This is a genomic window from Paenibacillus sp. OK060 (assembly GCF_900101205.1).
Classification (GTDB): domain Bacteria; phylum Bacillota; class Bacilli; order Paenibacillales; family Paenibacillaceae; genus Paenibacillus; species Paenibacillus marchantiae.
In genome coordinates this window covers 370,919-388,337 of the sequence record NZ_FNFR01000005.1, presented here as the reverse complement: position 1 = coordinate 388,337, position 17,419 = coordinate 370,919, and the positions used below count along the sequence as shown (strand labels likewise).

Below are 17,419 nucleotides of genomic sequence, written 5' to 3'. Positions count from 1 at the left end.
GAGTGGCTTCACTTGACGAAATCCGGTTATTTTTCATTCAGGCCAAGCAAGACCCTGCAATTATTGATTGCAGGTTTACTCTTATTGAGCATTACAGCTTGCTCAACCAAGCCATCCGAAGAGTCCGGTTCAGCAGCTGTTACAGCTTCGGGTGATCAGACGGAGACGGAGCCCATCACGATTGAGTACTGGCAGTACGAATTTCCAGCCAAGGTTGAACTGATCAATACCTTAATCCAGGAATTCGAGACGGAACATCCCAACATCAAAGTCAAACAAACCAATTTTCCGTACGACCAGTACAATCAAAAGGTAGCTACACTGGTTCCCGCTGGAAAAGGACCGGATGTCATCAATCTGTATTACGGATGGTTGCCCAAATATGTGCAATCCGGTTATTTACAGCCGCTACCTGAAAGCAGCTTTCCGGGCATCGCCGAGGCATTTTTTCCTTTTGTGGATACAGCCAAATTAAACGGAAGCTATTATGCTTTGCCTACAGGCGTGAGAACGCTGGGGTTGTTTTATAACAAGGACCTGTTCACCAAGGCTGGACTTGATCCCGACAAACCGCCTACGACTTGGGAAGAACTTGTCTCGGATGCCAAGGCATTAACGGAAACGGACAAAAATGGGCAGTTGGTAACAGAGGGTTTCGCGTGGGAACCGGGTTCCCAGCTTCATCACTGGTTCCGAGACGGATTGTTATATCAAGCGGGAGGCAAAGATACGAGCGAGGATCGTCGGAAAATCCTGTGGAATGATACCCCTGCAGGGCTTGAAGCATTCAAGTATCTGGTTGATTTTGCAACCGTGCATAAGGTAGGAATTAACGGCTTTTACACCGATGATGCCAATGCATTCAAAACCGGTCATGCCGCAATCAATGTGGATGGTTCCTATCGATTGGGATCTATCAAAAAAGACGCTCCCGATTTGAATTTTGCTGTCGCACCGCTGCCGGGTTATAAAGGAAAATCCACACAGGCTTCATTCTGGGCGAATGCGATTCCAGCCAATGTTACCGGGGAGAAGCTTGAAGCAGCCACGGCATTTTTACAGTTTTTGATCAGCAAGGGCGTTCAGGAACAATGGGTGGAGAAGGTCGGTGAACTTCCCGCACAGAAAGAAGTTGCTCTTCAGGATAAGTATGTGAATGACCCGCTGCTTGGCCCTTTTATCTCCCAACTGAACGATGCCAACGCCCACTTCTTCATTGATGAGACGCAGGAGCGTACGTTGTTTGTGAACGCTGTGGATGAGGTGCTGCTTAATCATGTGCCGGAAGAGCAGGCTTTCAATGATCTGGTGACCAAAACCCAGAAGCTCTATGACGACTACTGGGCGAAACAGGATAAGAAAAAATAAGTTCTCATTCAAGGAGGCTGCGCAGCTATGAGGACTACCGGGGTGATCCCTTCGCGGCCGAAACGGCGTTTATGGTTCGGATCGGGAATTGGAAGACTCAATTACAGACATAAACAGCGGTTATTCATTTATGGCGGTTTGTTGATTCCGCTGATCTATTTTGTAGTCATCCGCATCTTACCGATTCTGTATTCCTTTAACGTAAGCTTTCGCGAATGGGGCATGCTGTCACCGGATAAACCCTTTGTGGGCTTTGATAATTATGCGACATTGCTAAGTGACCCTCTATTCCTCAAGTCGCTGGTGAACACAGGAATCTACGTCGTTGTTGGAGTGCCTGCACAGTTAATTGCCGGATTAATCGTGGCTCTTCTTCTCCAGCAAGTGGTGAAGCTGCGCGGATTGTTCAGGACGGCCTACTTTATCCCGTATGTAACCAGTGTAGTGGCGGTAAGCTGGATATTCCGGTGGCTGCTGATGAAGAACGGGATTGTAAATGCTCTATTTATAGAGTTGGGCCTTGGGCCGCAATCTTTCCTGTATTCGCCCACACAGGCCATCTTTTGGATTATTGCGGTGATGGTATGGCAAAATATCGGATTTCAGATGCTCATTTTCCTGGCGGGTCTGCAAAACATCCCCAAATTGTATTATGAGGCGGCTGCCATAGACGGAGCCACGGGTTGGCAGCGCTTTGTGCATATTACGATCCCTCTGTTGAACCCGGTCATGCTTCTATCTGTCGTCATGGCAAGCATCGGGTTTCTGCAATCCTTCACTCAGGTGCTGAATATGACTGGAGGCGGGCCGTTGGACTCCACCATATCTGTCGTGCTTCATATATACAATTTGGCTTTCAAGAGTTTTGATATGGGCCTGGCCTCGGCAGCCACCGTCATTCTGTTTGTCATCATATTCATGCTGACTCTGGTTCAGCTTAAAGTGCTTGGCAGTCGTTTTCAACAGGAGTAAAAGGAAGGAGGGTGCTTTACAAGCATGAGCAGATCTGCCGCATGGGCCGATACCCGAACAACACTCCGCTGGAAACGTTCCGGGTCACTGATCAGTTATGGTTTACTTACGCTCGGACTTGGGTTGATGGTGTTTCCGTTTCTATGGATGATATCGACGTCGTTCAAGACGCTGGATGAAATCTACTCTCTAAGCCTCATCCCTTCCAGAGTCACATGGGATAATTATGCGGCTATTTTTCAGGGAACTCCATTTCCCCGCTGGATGTTGAACAGTTTATATGTAGCCGTCATTGCCACCGTGAGCGTCTGCGTATTTGATTCCATTACGGGATACATTCTGGCCAAATTTACGTTCTGGGGGAAACAGGTTATCTTTGTACTCATTCTAAGTACATTGATGGTGCCGACTGAAATGCTAATTATTCCATGGTATCTTGTATCCAGCAGTTTTAACGGTATGGATACCTACTGGGGGATTCTGTTTCCAGGTTTAATATCCGGGTTTGGCATTTTTCTAATGAAGCAATTCATGGAATCCCTTCCTTCCGAATTACTGGATGCGGCACGAATTGATGGCATGGGAGAATGGGGCATTTTCCTTCGGATCGCTGTTCCGCTGGTAAGGCCAGCGTTCGCTACCCTCTGCATTCTGACATTCCTGGGCAGTTGGAATTCATTCATCTGGCCGCTCATTATTACGCAGAGTGAGGAGATGTTTACGATTCCGGTCGGGATGGCTTTCTTCTCCAGCGAGGCTAAGGACAGCAGCAATTGGGTGCAGATTATGACTGGAGCAACACTTTCGGTTCTGCCATTGATCATTCTCTTTCTGTGTTTTCAGAAGCAGATCATTCGTGGTATTGCTACAACAGGTCTAAAATAGCATTAAAGCGACGGACATGTTTTATAGAAAAATAGAACCCTACAATACAATACAAAGCAAAACAAAACAGAGCCGGTTACCCCGTCAAGGGGGCCGGCTTTGTTCTTTCATGGAAATGGAAAAGCCATGCGTGCAATGAAGCGGTGCATTTTCCATATGGAAATGGGTGATTCGTCCATGGAAGGCCGGACCGACCTTGGATATAATCGGAGACTAAAGCCGTAGCAACCAGGAGGAATACTTCATTGAAACAAGTGATGAGACATGACGGAACAGAACCGGAGGTAACTTTGCCGGGAACCACCTTTTACCGCATGCGTGCAGAACAGACCAAAAGAGAGTACGAGATCAGAGTTTGGGTGCCGGAGAGCGCCCCGCCAGCTTCCGGATATCCCGTGATCTATCTACTGGATGCCAATGCGGTGTTTGGTACGATGGTTGAGGCCATGCGTGTACAATCTTTACGCCCGGAGAAGACCGGGGTTGTTCCGGCAGTTATTGTTGGCGTGGGGTATACAGCCCGGGAAGCCTTTCCACCGGACAGGCACTATGACTTTATGATGTTGGTTCCCGAAGAGGAATTACCCCGGAGACCGGATGGAGCAACTTGGCCGGAGCATGGCGGCGCTGAAGCATTCACCCAATTTATCGAGGAACAATTGAAGCCGGATATTGAACGACGCTATGCCATTGATAGGAGCAGACAATCCGTTGTGGGGCACTCGCTGGGCGGCTTATTTGTTTTGCAGTTGTTACTGGAACGTCCGGGAACATACCGAAATTACATTGCAGGTAGTCCGTCTCTTCATTGGAACTCGGCCTGGATCGCCCGGCAGCAAGAGACGTTTGCTTCCCGTATGCTGGATAATCGTATGAAAATTCACGTTTTACTTGCAGTAGGAGAACTGGAGGGGAGTCATCCCAGCGGGGTGATTGAACGTTCCCGAGTGTTTACCGAATGGTTGAACCATGCCGATGCTAGGGGAGTCCGCGCTGATTTTATCTGTTTTGAAGATGAAGGTCATATCTCGGTATTGCCTGTGTTGATCAACAGGGCACTGCGATTTGCATCCAGAGATTGAACGGGTTGAGTACCATCATGAAAGAACTAGTAGATGCGGGGGTCTCCGAAAATTTGATATACTGATGATAGTTATTGAGAATGGTTATCAAATGGAGGCCTATAAATAGATGATTTCCCCTAACTTATACCCTAATCAAGAGGTGGATTCCACGTATCTGCTCGACAGATTGACTATAAAATTGCGTGACATGGAGAAAATGAAATCCACTTCGGACTGGAACATTCCCCAGCAGCATACCTCGTCATATGTGCTTGTCATGGTCACAGGTGGTGAAGCCTTACTGACACTGGATCGGGGGTCTATCCATATCCATGCACAAGGCGTATATTCCTGTGTACCCGAATCCACTTTTGGACTGACCTCTTTCGGAGATGAAGGAGCCGAAGTAACGATCATGCGGTTTGACCTTTATCAAGAGCTGCATGATGATCCTGACACCTTGCATGTGGTTAAAGATACCCCGATGTTCAGATCTGGCAAGGAGCTGGCAGTGTCACCCACTGTTCAGCTCTCATTTATGTGCGAAGAAATACACAATCTGTGGCATAGTGGCAGGGCCATGGGGCAATTTCAGGCACATGTGCAGTTTCTCCAATTGCTTGCAAGCCTTACGGAAGCATCACCTCCGCACAAGGAAGATTCCCAGATGATGATCCAGCGTACCAAAGATTATATCGATGAGCATTCCAATGAGAATCTAACCGTGGAATATCTGGCAGGCATGGCCGGGCTGAGTCCGAAATATTATGTGGACCTGTTCAAGCGAAGATATGGAATGAGTACAACTGATTATATTTCTTCACTCCGCATTAACCGGGCAAAGCAACTGATGGCCGGTACTGAAATGCGTCTGCGGGATATTGCTCATCAGGTTGGATATCACGACGAATTTTACTTCAGTCGCAAATTTAAAAAAGCCATGGGAATATCCCCTTCGGTATATATGAACAGCCGCCGCCGTAAAATTGCCGCCTATCACATTGCGATTACAGGACATTTGCTGGCCCTGAACATGATTCCCTATGCGGCACCGCTGCACCCGAAATGGACATCGTATTATTATCGAATGTATGGCAAGGACATCCCTGTACATCTGAGTGCCTATCGGATTGACATGGAATGGCAATCCAAAATTCAGGCTCTGCAGGAGCATCAGCCTGACCTGATTATCAGTTACGACCACTTGCGACCTGAGGAGAAAGCACAGCTTGAAAGTATTGCGCCGGTTCATTACCTCACGGTCTCAGATCACAACTGGCGTTCACAGCTTCAGATTCTGGCTGAACAACTGGGGGCACAGCAGGATGCCAAGAGTTGGCTGGAAACTTATGATCATAAGGCGGACCAGGTCAAAACGATGATGCATCAAAAGCTTGGCAACGAGAAGGTAGTCGTTGTCCGTTTGTTAAAACATCAGTTCACACGTTATTGTTCACCATCCATGTTGGAAGTGTTATATGGAGATTTGGCAGTCAAACCAGCTCATGTTAGTGAGGAAGGGGAGATATATAACGAGCCGATTACGCTGGAACAACTGGATGAAATGCAGACGGATTGGATATTTCTGATGGTATGTCAGGAGAGTGAGACGTTATCCTTCTGGGAGGATGTGCAGAAAACCTCCTTGTGGCAAAATATAAAATCTGTTCAGAATAACCGGTTGTTCATCATCCCGGCTGATCCCTGGCTTGAGAACTCGCCCCTCGCCAACGAACGCATCCTGGACGATCTGATGGATCGCTATCGGTGAAAAATCCATAGAGATTCAGGACAGAGTCCATGGTTCTGTCGGTCAATCTTGTTTATCATTCAATAATGATTATTATTCTCAATTAGAATAATCGAAATTGAAGGGGGATCACCAGAGATGAAAAAGAAATTGGGGTTATGTTTGGTAATGATATGTATGCTCGCTGTATTGGGAGCGTGCGCCAATAAAGAGGACGCGTCAGGGACTGCGGAGAATTCGGCCTCGACTGGAACAACGGCGACGACCAATGAAACGGATACAGCTGAGGCAGCTGAAGGCACAAGAACTATTAAATACTTAGATCAGGAGTACACGGTTCCGACAGAGGTTAACCGTATTGTAATTACCGGTTCCATGGAAGCCATGGAGGATGCACTGGTTCTTGATGTACATCCGGTAGGGGCTATTACTTTTGGCGGCGAATTCCCGGAGATGTATGCTTCTATCACGGATCAAGCTGAGTCCATTGGGCAGAAGATTGAGCCTAACTTTGAGACCATTCTGTCCCTGAAACCGGATATTATCCTGGGTTCTACGAAGTTTAAACCTGAAGTGGCCGAGCAGTTAAGCAAAATTGCGCCATTTATTCAGGTGTCTCATATTGCTACGGATTGGGAGTCGAACCTTAATCTGCTGGCTGAGCTGACAGGCAAACAGGAACAGGCCAAACAGGAAATTGAACAGTATAAGGCTGCTTTGACTACTGCCCAGGCTGAACTTGGGGACAAACTGGAAAACAAAAAGGTGTTGGCAGTACGTATTCGTAACGGACAAATGTATGTGTATCCTGAGTCTGTCTTTGTGAATCCGATTCTGTATGGAGACCTTGGATTCCAGGTTCCGGCCGAGATTCAGGCAGCCAAAGCACAGGAAGCACTTTCGGTAGAGAAGTTTGCAGAGATGAACCCGGATTATGTGTTTTTACAATTTGAGACATCCGAGAACTCCGACACCCCGAATGCCCTGACAGATCTACAGAACAACCCGATTATCCAGAAGACAACTGCGCTGAAGGAAAATCATGCTTTTGTTAATGTCATTGATCCATTGGCTGAAGGTGGTCCGGCCTGGAGTCGTATTGAATTCCTGAAAGCAGCAGTTGAGCAGTTATCCAAATAATTAGAGCAAGGCGTGTATACTCCTATGCAAAAAAGAAGATTGAATCCGGTGGTGCTGTTCGCAGCAGCACCTCTGTTCATTGCAGTTACCATTCTGGCGTCCGTTATGTACGGAGCCAAGAGCATTGACGTTTCGACCATAATGGCAGCCATTTTCCATTTTGATACAGACAGCATCGATCACCAGATCATCGTGTCATCCCGGCTCCCGCGTGTTATTGGTGCTCTATTAATCGGGGCTTTTCTGGCGGTGTCAGGTGCGCTCATGCAGGGGATGACAAGAAACTATCTTGCATCCCCTTCCATTATGGGGGTATCCGATGGATCGGTAGTGGTCATCACCTTATGCATGGTATTTATGCCGAATACGTCATCTCTTGGTCTTATATTTTACTCTTTGGCGGGATCGGCACTTGGAGCAGGACTGGTATTTTTCATAGCCTGGTTACTGCCGGGCGGCATGTCGCCTGTTCGGCTTGCCATTCTGGGAACGATTATTGGGACATTCCTCGGTGGTGTATCTCAGGCAGTAGCTACCTATTATCAGGTGTCTCAAACGATCAGTTTCTGGTATAACGCCAGATTGCATCAGATGGACCCGGGCATGATCAAGCTGATTATTCCATTTGCTGTGGTGGGACTGGCGTTAGCCATCATCCTCTCCAAGTCTATTACCATTCTGTCGATGGGCGATGATGTGGCAACAAGCCTGGGGCAGCGTACCGGATGGGTTAAGGCTTTATCGATACTGAGTGTGGTTATCCTGACTGGAATATCTGTGGCTTTGGCGGGCAAAATCGCTTTTGTCGGTTTGTTGGTTCCGCATATTACCCGATTTCTCTTCGGGGTAGATTACCGCTGGATTATTCCGTGCTCCGCTCTGCTGGGCGGATTCTTTTTGGCCTGGTGTGACATCTTGAGTCGTTTCATTAACTCTCCGTTTGAAACACCAATTGGAGTCGTCACCGCATTATTTGGCGTTCCCTTCTTCCTTTATCTGATCAAAACCAAAGGAGGGGGAAAACATGCCTGAACCGCAGCGGGGAAGATTATGGGCCGTCATTTTCATAAGTTCAATAATCATTGCAGCAGCCGTTTATATCAGTTTGACTAACGGTGCGTTTGACATATCGGTGATGGATGTGGTCAAAACGTTATTACGGCTGGACCCTGTCCATGAGCATGATCTGGTCATTTTTGATTTCAGGCTACCGCGAATTGTCATTGCATTACTGCTTGGCCTGGGACTCGGGATTGCCGGAGCTGTAATTCAGGGTATTGCGCGCAATCCGCTTGCTGACCCCGGCATGCTTGGTATTAACGCAGGTGCTGGAACAGCAATGGTGCTCTTTATGCTTCTGTTTCACGGGTCCATAACGGGTACAGGATGGTTGTCCGTTATGGCGATGCCGCTGTTTGGCCTGGTGGGTGGATTAACCGCAGTTATTCTCATCTTGTGGTTTGCTCAGGAGCGCGGACAGTTGGATTCCCAAAGGCTCATTCTGGTCGGGATTGCCATCGGTTCAGGTTTTAGTGCAATTACGCTTTATCTTTCCCTAAAGATGAACCCGTCCGATTTTGAGATGGCTACCGTCTGGCTGACAGGCAGCATTTATAATGCCAATTGGCGATACATATCGGCGATGATTCCATGGCTGGTTCTGCTGATTCCATTGCTTTGGGCTAAATCCCGTGTGCTGGATGTCATGCAGCTGCAGGAGGCCAGCAGCATGGGACTCGGTGTGGATGTTCATCGGGAGAGAAAAATATTGTTGCTGGGCAGTGTTGGGCTCGTCAGTGCCTGTGTTGCCGTATCCGGGAGTATCGGATTTGTTGGGTTAATCGCTCCTCATATTGCACGGCGGCTGGTGGGGCTTCACCATAAACGGGTCATTCCGATATCCGGGTTGGTTGGCATGGCGATGGTTGTTGTAGGGGATTTGATCGGCAAAACGGTATTTGCCCCGGCAGAACTGCCTGTGGGCATCGTCATCTCCATTATTGGCGTTCCTTATTTCATCTTTTTACTGCTCAAAAACCGGATGTAACAAGCCAGATTTGAAACAGGAGGGAAGGGTTCCATACATGAGTAAATGGGTACAGGAGTCGGTTAATGGCTGGACGCTCCATCTGCTGCTTCCGCCATCTTACAAAGAGGGAGATCGTCATTACCCGGTCGTTTATATTCAGGATGGAGGTGCGGTAGCCAAAGCCTGCAGCAATCTGCTGGATCATTCTTTTCGCTCCGGAAAATTGCCTGAATTGATTTTGGTTGGTATTGAACCTCACAATCGCAACGATGACTACACACCATGGCCTGTACCAGCGCTGCATGCATCCTTTTCGGCCTTTGGCGGTCAGGGAAGCATATATCTGAAGGCGATCACTGAGCAGCTGAAACCGTATGTGGACTCGTCTTACCGTACTCTTGCAGATTCAGAGAATACAGGTATACTTGGCTGTTCACTCGGTGGGCTGATCTCTCTGTTTGCGGCGATGGAATTCCCTCATATCTTTGGAAAGGTTGGGGCGTTATCAGCCTCAATGTGGTATGAAGGTTTCCTCGATTATATGAGTGACTATTCCTGGGCTGAACGCCGCGGGTTGAAGCTGTATATGTACGTTGGGAGTCTGGAAGGTGTGTACAAGGCTAATGCCCAAGCACAAATGCTGGAAAATACACGTTCTGCGTGTCGCATGATTTTGGCCCAGGGCTATCCTGCCGAGCGGCTGAATTATGTGGAGGAAGAGGGCGGGACGCATGATCTTTTATTTTTTGCCAAGCATCTGCCTGAAGCATTAACCTGGTTGTTTCAGTGAGCATAGGGCTTAGTAAGCGCTCATTCTGTTTGGATATCGTCACACCTCAGCTTGTCCTTCCGAATTCGCCCATGCTATATTGGGGAGATGTGAGGAGATGAGGATATGAAGCTGGTGTCCTGGAATGTAAATGGATTGCGGGCATGTGTTACCAAAGGATTCATGGATTATTATAACGAGAGTCAAGCCGATATTTTCTGTGTGCAGGAGACCAAGCTGCAGGCAGGACAGATCGAAATGGATCTGGGTGAAGACGTATATCAATACTGGAATTATGCTGTCAAAAAAGGATACTCCGGCACAGCCATATTTACCCGGATCAAGCCGCTATCTGTCTGGTATGGGATCGAGGAAGATAGCGAACCGGAAGGCCGAATGATTACGCTGGAGTTTGATCATTTTTATCTCATCAACGTATATACCCCCAATGCGAAGCGGGATCTGACCAGACTTCCTTACCGTTTGGAATGGGAGGATCGGTTCAGAGGGTACGTGCTGCAATTGGAGCAGACCAAGCCGGTTATCGTATGTGGTGACCTGAATGTAGCCCATCAGGAGATCGACCTGAAGAATCCGAAGCCGAATCTGGGCAACTCGGGATTCACGCTGGAAGAGCGAGGCAAAATGACCGATCTGCTGGCTGCCGGATATGTGGATAGCTTCCGTCATCTGTACCCGGATCGCACGGATGTGTTCAGTTGGTGGTCGTACATGCCCAAGGTAAGAGAGCGTAATGTTGGATGGCGGATCGATTATTTTCTTGTGTCCAATCAGCTGGCTCCGAAGGTGTCAGAGGCGCATATTGATTGCCATGTCATGGGCAGTGATCATTGCCCGGTGGGTCTCACGTTGCAATTGTAGATTGCAGAGGGTTTATTTGGCTTTTTACAAAATGAATATCATCAAAACCGCAGGTTTCCGTTATCGGGAATTCGCGGTTATTTTACGTTGTCTATATGATTATCTTCCCTTTGGTACAGGTCTCAATGGTATTTTTCATCCTGCGGGTAGGGGGTGGAACTAGACTTAGGTTGGGGAAAGAACTGGACCCGGGATCGTTCCGTTTCCACCCGTACTTGGGTAAGATTGAAGAATACATATAGAAGATGATTCGGGTAAGGGGTAGAGAACGATGAAGAAGGGGTTACGGAGAGGTTTGAAGGGGCTGGGTGGCCTGATGCTGGCAACAGGACTTCTGCTGCTGGTAGGTACCGCGTACGAGGCGTATCAGTCGACACAGGACATGAAATCTTATACTGCACCAGGCAAGATGTATGAGGTGAGCGGACGTAACATGCATCTCTATACAACGGGAAGAGGAAATGCGACAGTTGTTCTCGCTTCAGGCTGGGGTACGCCCAATCCGTATGTTGATTTCAGCCCGCTATATAACAAGTTGAAATCCCAGGTGAAAATTGCGGTGTATGATCGGTTCGGTTACGGGTATAGCGATTATACGGATCGGCCACGTGATATCGATACCATTACAGAGGAAATCCATCAATTGCTGCGAGTATCCGGCCAACGTCCGCCATATATCATGGTAGGTCATTCTCTAGGATCGCTGGAGACCTTGCGATTCGCACAAATGTATCCCGATGAGGTAGCTGGCATGGTCATGATTGATGGAGGAAGTCCCGAATATTACAGCACTGTGGCTATGGAGCAATCGGATTGGTATTTCGATTCAGCCCGTCTTCTGGTGAAAACAGGAATTGTGCGGACATTGCTGCATTCGGATCGGTTAACCGAATCTTTGGTCGTTAACCCGGATCTCGTTACGGAGTCAATGAGAAAGGCAGCCACCATATCCACACTCAAGCATGCTTACAATGACAACGTGATTGGAGAGATGCGCAATTCCAAGACGAACGTAGCCCATATCTTGGAGCATAAAAAGGAATTCTCCTTCCCGCTAACCATTCTGACGGCCGGTTCAGAGAAATCGAGCGAAGGCAGCCGGGCATGGCAGGCAGATCAAGCCGATTTTGCTTCATGGTCCAGTCAAGGAACACAGGTCACTGTGGCACACGCCAAACACGATATTCATAACAGTCAGCCGGATATTGTCGCCAATGAAATTTTGGAGTTGGTGAGGCGGTCCGGTGAACTATGAAGAACATAATCCAGCCAAAATATAGCAAACAAGATGAGGAGGTAGGATGGATGAAAAAGATCAGAACCGCTTCAAGATTCCTTTCCTTACTCCTGGCAAGTTGTCTGTTGTCTCTAACGGTATTGTCCGTTTCCGTCTTGTTTGCTACTTCTTCCGTGGATGTCATACCTTTTATCCATTCGGTTGGACGTGATTAGAATAAAAGGAATATATCAGGCCTTGCTGCTCTGCATGCAAGGTATTTTTATTTCAAACTGGAAACCTGACAATTTACATGTTATGTTATATCATTATACTAGATAAAGTAGGCAACTATAGATGAAGACAGGAGAGGATTGAACATGGTCAAAGTTGGTATCGTAGGTTACGGAAATCTGGGCAAAGGTGTAGAGAAAGCTATTACTCAAAACCCGGATATGGAGCTTGTTGCTGTATTTACACGTCGTAACCCGGAGCAGATGGTTGCAGAAGGTACAGAGGTTCGTTTCGAACATATCTCTGCTGCTGAGCAATACATAGGCAAAATTGATGTGATGATTCTGTGTGGAGGTTCGGCAACCGATCTTCCGGAGCAGACACCTGCAATTGCAAAATTGTTCAATACGGTGGATAGCTTCGATACACATGCCAAAATCCCTGAATTCTATAAAGAAGTTAACGCTGCGGCAGAGCAAGGTGGCCATGTGAGCGTCATTTCCACAGGTTGGGACCCAGGCTTGTTCTCCATGAACCGACTGCTTGCTCAATCGATCCTGCCAGAAGGTAAAGAGTACACGTTCTGGGGTAAAGGAGTAAGCCAAGGTCACTCCGATGCCATCCGTCGTGTTCCTGGCGTTAAGGCTGGTGTGCAATACACTGTACCTGTTGAAGAAGTAATCAACAGCATTCGTGCTGGGGAGACCCCAGAATTGACCACACGTGAGAAGCATCTGCGTCAATGCTATGTAGTTGCAGAAGCTGGTGCAAATCAGGACGAGATTCGTGAAACGATTGTATCTATGCCTAACTATTTCTCGGATTACGATACAACGGTGACGTTTATTACTGAAGAGCAATTGAAGGCTGAGCATGAAGGCATGCCGCACGGTGGATTTGTCATTCGTAGTGGAGTTACAGGCGCAGGCCAGAAACAAATTATTGAGTTTGGTCTGAAGCTCGACAGCAATCCTGAATTTACCGCAAGTGTACTGGTGGCTTATGCAAGAGCCGCACAACGTTTGAGTCTGGAAGGACACAAAGGGGCTAAGACGGTATTTGATATCCCACTCGGTCACCTGTCTCCTAAATCGGCTGAGGACCTTCGCCGCGACTTGCTGTAGTCCGTTAATTCATTACCGCAGTTGTAAGACCTGATTATTCATATCTAAAATGTAATACAACACAAACAGCTCGTCCTTCTAAACAGAGGGACGAGCTGTTTGTGTTATACATACGAATCAGTGCATATTCATGGTTTATTCATATTCATTCATAATTCATACTTCATCTTGGGACAGTCTTCCCTACAGCCAGTGTGAGGGAATGTTTAAATGATCCGGCAACTTGGTATCTGCACTGCCTTTTGCCGAGTTGAGCTGGGATTGCGTCAGAAAGATGCTGCCTCTCAGATCCGCTCCACCCAGATTCGCATCCCGCAAGTCAGCCCCAATTAGATCGGTCTTTCTCATATCTGCGTTTCGTAGGTCAGCCGCTATCATTAATGCACCTCTGAAGCTCGCTCCCCGAAGGTCAGCTCCTTTTAGATTGGCACCCAGAAAGTCTCTTCCGATACGCTTTTTGGTCTTCGATTTGGAAGGCTCCTTACCCGAAGCTGGGACCTTTGCCCGCACCATCTCGCTGGCCAATACAAGCAGTTCGTTCACCACCGCCCGATGTACGGGAATATCGAGACGTAATATGGCAGATGGCTCCAGATCGGTCAGTCGGTTCGTTTCCACATATACGTCCTTCAACGCGGCATGGATGGATGATGTTTCCGGCAGCTGTAGCATTTCATTGATATAGCTCATCATCTCATGAAGCTGCTTCATGACAGGCAAGCAATCGAACATTTCAGCAGCTGATTCGGGATGATTACGCCAATCCTTGCCCGCATATGTAATTTGTGATAGTTTCTGCCCAGCCCCGAAACAATCGTAGACTGTGCAGCCCTTGAACCCTTTCTGTCGCAGCTGTGTATGGATGCCGCAGCGGTTATCGGTACGGAGATTGGAACAGGGGGTGCCGCTGGATTTATCAAAAGCAAAGTCTGAGGATTTGCCATACGGCAAGGCGACACAGCATAGACCAAAACATTGCTCACAGTCTGCGCTTAAATGCAGAGTAGCCTGATTGCTACTGAATGCTTGGTTAGTCATTTATACACTTCCTTTAATTAAAAAAAATGCTATTTTAAGGTCAGTACAACTTTACCATTACACTGGATTTCGATCAATTCCGATATGGATCACATGGCGATCCTGATACCGGATTAAACTCCATAAATGACAGGTAGGAATGTAAAATAACCGCCTCCCGTGATGGAAGGCGGTTTATTTAGTTAGTTAACAACTGTAACACAATTAGAATTAGACGATACCTTGCGCAAGCATGGCGTCTGCAACCTTCAGGAAGCCAGCGATGTTCGCTCCCGCAAGCAGGTTACCTGCACAGCCGTACTCATCCGCTGCCTGAACACAGCTAGTGTAGATGTCAGACATAATGTCATGCAGCTTGGCGTCCACTTCTTCAAATGACCAGGACAACCGCATGCTGTTCTGCGACATTTCAAGTGCGGACACGGCAACTCCGCCAGCATTAGCCGCTTTGGCTGGTCCAAACAGAACGCCTTCTTTATGGAAAACGTCAATCGCAGCCAGAGTGGAAGGCATGTTCGCTCCTTCACCAATCGCTTTAACTCCGCCTTGCACGAGCAATGCAGCAGCCTGTTCGTCGATTTCATTTTGCGTTGCACAAGGCAGCGCGATATCACAAGGGATAGACCAGATGCCTTCACAGCCTTCGGTATACACGGCATGTGGATGCTCTTTGACATATTCGCTGATCCGCAGACGATCAACCTCTTTTAATCTTTTTACGGTATCCAGATTGATTCCTTGAGCGTCATAGATATAACCACCAGAGTCACTACACGCGACAACATTAGCTCCAAGCTCTTGAGCCTTCTGAATGGCATAGATGGATACATTACCCGAACCGGAGACAACCACGGTGCTGTCCTTGAAGCTCAGTCCTTTAGATGCCAACATTTCCTTCACAAAGTACACGCATCCGAATCCGGTAGCTTCCTTACGTGCAAGACTTCCTCCGTATAGGAGCCCTTTACCTGTAAGAACGCCAGCTTCGTGTCCACCGCTGATGCGTTTGTACTGTCCGAACATATAACCGATTTCCCGTGCACCTACACCGATGTCCCCGGCAGGTACGTCCGCATCGGAACCGATATATTTGTACAGCTCAGTCATGAAGCTTTGAGTGAAACGCATGACTTCCAGATCTGATTTTCCTTTTGGATCGAAGTCGGAACCACCTTTACCACCGCCGATTGGCAGGCCAGTCAGGGCATTCTTGAAAATTTGTTCAAATCCAAGGAATTTAACGATTCCCGAGTAAACGGAAGGATGGAAACGAAGTCCACCTTTATAAGGACCAATTGCGCTGTTGAACTGAACACGGAATCCACGGTTTACTTGTACCTTGCCTTGATCATCTACCCAAGGCACGCGGAACGTAATGACACGTTCTGGCTCAACAAGCTGTTCAAGCAAGCCATTTTCCCGATATTTCGGGTGAGCTGCAATGACAGGAATAAGCGAGTCCAGGATCTCTTTGACAGCCTGATGGAATTCACTTTCCTGTGGATTTCTGGCGATAACCGATTCGTAAACGGAATGAACATACTCTGCGGCAGTTACTTGAGTTGAATCCTTAGTTATAGTCGACACTTTTTCAATGCACTCCTTTATTGTGTTAAAGTCTTGGGATGGCTATTTGTATAAATTGCATAAAAGTTTGTAGTTAAATATACAGGAAACAAAATAAAAATACGAGATGAAAACCCATAAAATGTTTTTTATGACGTTATTAAAATCTTCTATGGATCTGTCATATGATGTAAAGGTTAAGTTTGGAAGCTGAATGGACGCCCCTTTTATCGTTATACAAGGCAAAGTTAACGGAATAGCTGGATTAAAAAATTAGTTTTGGTAAGATGGTAGTAAGACCGCGGTATCCGTGGTTTTTTTATCTATATGAAGGAGGAGAACAACATGATGAAGAAAAACATGCGAATCAACATGGAGAACAGGGCTTGTATAGGAGGTGAGATTTATTATGAACCATAGGACCTCCTTTCAAAATTGCAGAGAAATGCTGGTGAACCAGCTCATTATATTCGGTGAAGAGAAAAGAACATTTCTCGACGCCTATTTTGACGTGCGTGATCCGGAACGCTCGCAGATGGAACGCCTGCTTGCGAACTATACAACGTGTGTGGAGAAGCTGCTCCTTGGTTCGGATGAAGCTCTGGACTCGGTGGTACTTATCGGTAGTTTGATCCGTTTTGATTACGTTGACTTCCATACATCTGATTCATTCAACATTGTTATGCCGGATGACGCGGACCCGGATGCGGGGCATATTTCCTTCCTCTCCCCTGTGGGGCGGCAATTATTGCTTGGGCTCAAGGGAGAAGTGAGGTCGATTAATATACCGGCTGGCTCCATGCGAGTACGCATTACGGATATTACGTTAAACAATGAGTCCTTGAATCGGATGTCCACTGGGGGTGCAGATCATGCACTTTAAAGAGACGGATTTGCCGGGAATTGGACGCAAATATTGGTTGCACACACGCAGCGGTGAGCATCTGGTCATCGTTATCCATAATGATGAGCGACGTGACCTGTTTCACATGGAATCAGGCGATTCGCCTGAAGAATTGGGAGATATGGTGTCACTGGTCACACTGGATGATGATGAGGCACGTGCGGTTGCGGCTATTGTCGGTGGCATGACGTACAAACCAACCTTTCAGGATGAGCGTGAAGTTATGCTGGAGGGACTGTTAATTGAGTGGCTCCGTATTGAGCCGCATTCAGAGAGCATAGGAAGATCGATCGGAGAACTGAATATTCGCCAGGCAACAGGAGCAGTTATTCTTGCTGTGGTGGAGAAGAACAGGATGAAGCAGTTTAATCCAGGTCCGGACTATACCTTTACCGCGGGAGCAACGGTTGTTGTCGCTGGTGAACGGGATCAGATCAAACTGTTAAAACAGTTGTTATCCAATGGACGGCTCTAGCCT

17 protein-coding genes are annotated in these 17,419 nt (G+C 47.5%); 15 read left to right on the top strand and 2 right to left on the bottom strand.

The annotated features are described in order from the left end of the window. Nucleotides 1–12 precede the first annotated feature (12 nt). From BLS14_RS20345 to BLS14_RS20290, 13 genes are all read left to right on the top strand, one after another. On the top strand, nucleotides 13–1,368 hold the full coding sequence (locus BLS14_RS20345) for an extracellular solute-binding protein (protein WP_090953640.1): 1,356 nt from the start codon (nucleotides 13–15) through the stop codon (nucleotides 1,366–1,368). A 27-nt stretch (nucleotides 1,369–1,395) separates the two neighbouring features. Further along, complete coding sequence (locus BLS14_RS20340; protein ID WP_090953638.1) at nucleotides 1,396–2,340, top strand: carbohydrate ABC transporter permease; 945 nt, start codon at nucleotides 1,396–1,398, stop codon at nucleotides 2,338–2,340. Between the two features lie 24 nt (nucleotides 2,341–2,364). Then, a complete protein-coding gene (locus BLS14_RS20335; RefSeq protein ID WP_064636047.1) occupies nucleotides 2,365–3,225 on the top strand; it encodes a carbohydrate ABC transporter permease in 861 nt (286 codons plus the stop codon). A 257-nt stretch (nucleotides 3,226–3,482) separates the two neighbouring features. Continuing rightward, on the top strand, nucleotides 3,483–4,307 hold the full coding sequence (locus BLS14_RS20330) for an alpha/beta hydrolase (RefSeq protein WP_090953872.1): 825 nt from the start codon (nucleotides 3,483–3,485) through the stop codon (nucleotides 4,305–4,307). 109 nt (nucleotides 4,308–4,416) lie between these two features. After that, entirely contained in the window at nucleotides 4,417–6,060 is a 1,644-nt protein-coding gene (locus BLS14_RS20325; protein ID WP_090953636.1) for an AraC family transcriptional regulator, read from the top strand. 117 nt (nucleotides 6,061–6,177) lie between these two features. Further along, nucleotides 6,178–7,179, top strand: coding sequence for an ABC transporter substrate-binding protein (locus BLS14_RS20320; RefSeq protein ID WP_090953635.1), 1,002 nt, complete (start codon nucleotides 6,178–6,180; stop codon nucleotides 7,177–7,179). Nucleotides 7,180–7,203: 24 nt separating this feature from the next. After that, entirely contained in the window at nucleotides 7,204–8,211 is a 1,008-nt protein-coding gene (locus BLS14_RS20315; protein ID WP_063565358.1) for a FecCD family ABC transporter permease, read from the top strand. Then, nucleotides 8,204–9,226, top strand: coding sequence for a FecCD family ABC transporter permease (locus tag BLS14_RS20310; protein WP_064636055.1), 1,023 nt, complete (start codon nucleotides 8,204–8,206; stop codon nucleotides 9,224–9,226). Before BLS14_RS20315 ends, BLS14_RS20310 begins: the two co-directional genes overlap by 8 nt. A gap of 37 nt (nucleotides 9,227–9,263) precedes the next feature. After that, nucleotides 9,264–9,998 carry an alpha/beta hydrolase gene (locus tag BLS14_RS20305; RefSeq protein ID WP_090953633.1) on the top strand — a complete coding sequence of 245 codons (735 nt, stop codon included), beginning with the start codon at nucleotides 9,264–9,266 and terminating at the stop codon, nucleotides 9,996–9,998. Nucleotides 9,999–10,103: 105 nt separating this feature from the next. Further along, the gene (locus tag BLS14_RS20300; RefSeq protein ID WP_063565361.1) at nucleotides 10,104–10,859 is read left to right on the top strand and encodes an exodeoxyribonuclease III; all 756 of its coding nucleotides are present in this window, start codon (nucleotides 10,104–10,106) and stop codon (nucleotides 10,857–10,859) included. Between the two features lie 271 nt (nucleotides 10,860–11,130). Next, on the top strand, nucleotides 11,131–12,114 hold the full coding sequence (locus tag BLS14_RS20295) for an alpha/beta fold hydrolase (protein ID WP_090953631.1): 984 nt from the start codon (nucleotides 11,131–11,133) through the stop codon (nucleotides 12,112–12,114). 50 nt (nucleotides 12,115–12,164) lie between these two features. Continuing rightward, nucleotides 12,165–12,311, top strand: a complete 147-nt coding sequence (locus tag BLS14_RS32685; protein WP_176854632.1) for a hypothetical protein — start codon at nucleotides 12,165–12,167, stop codon at nucleotides 12,309–12,311. A gap of 144 nt (nucleotides 12,312–12,455) precedes the next feature. Beyond that, nucleotides 12,456–13,433, top strand: a complete 978-nt coding sequence (locus tag BLS14_RS20290; protein ID WP_371121655.1) for a diaminopimelate dehydrogenase — start codon at nucleotides 12,456–12,458, stop codon at nucleotides 13,431–13,433. Between the two features lie 183 nt (nucleotides 13,434–13,616). Here BLS14_RS20290 and BLS14_RS20285 read toward each other — a convergent pair whose 3' ends face one another. Both BLS14_RS20285 and gdhA read right to left on the bottom strand, forming a co-directional pair. Beyond that, nucleotides 13,617–14,471: a pentapeptide repeat-containing protein gene (locus BLS14_RS20285; protein ID WP_090953629.1), complete on the bottom strand. Its 855-nt coding sequence runs from the start codon at nucleotides 14,469–14,471 to the stop codon at nucleotides 13,617–13,619. A 210-nt stretch (nucleotides 14,472–14,681) separates the two neighbouring features. Then, nucleotides 14,682–16,058 (bottom strand): NADP-specific glutamate dehydrogenase, encoded by a 1,377-nt coding sequence (gdhA, locus tag BLS14_RS20280; RefSeq protein WP_072734620.1) that lies wholly within the window; start codon nucleotides 16,056–16,058, stop codon nucleotides 14,682–14,684. A gap of 388 nt (nucleotides 16,059–16,446) precedes the next feature. On the opposite strand from gdhA, the gene BLS14_RS20275 reads away from it, so the two are divergent. After that, nucleotides 16,447–16,920: a GreA/GreB family elongation factor gene (locus BLS14_RS20275; RefSeq protein ID WP_090953627.1), complete on the top strand. Its 474-nt coding sequence runs from the start codon at nucleotides 16,447–16,449 to the stop codon at nucleotides 16,918–16,920. Continuing rightward, nucleotides 16,910–17,416 carry a cation:proton antiporter regulatory subunit gene (locus BLS14_RS20270; RefSeq protein WP_063565368.1) on the top strand — a complete coding sequence of 169 codons (507 nt, stop codon included), beginning with the start codon at nucleotides 16,910–16,912 and terminating at the stop codon, nucleotides 17,414–17,416. Before BLS14_RS20275 ends, BLS14_RS20270 begins: the two co-directional genes overlap by 11 nt. Nucleotides 17,417–17,419 lie beyond the last annotated feature (3 nt).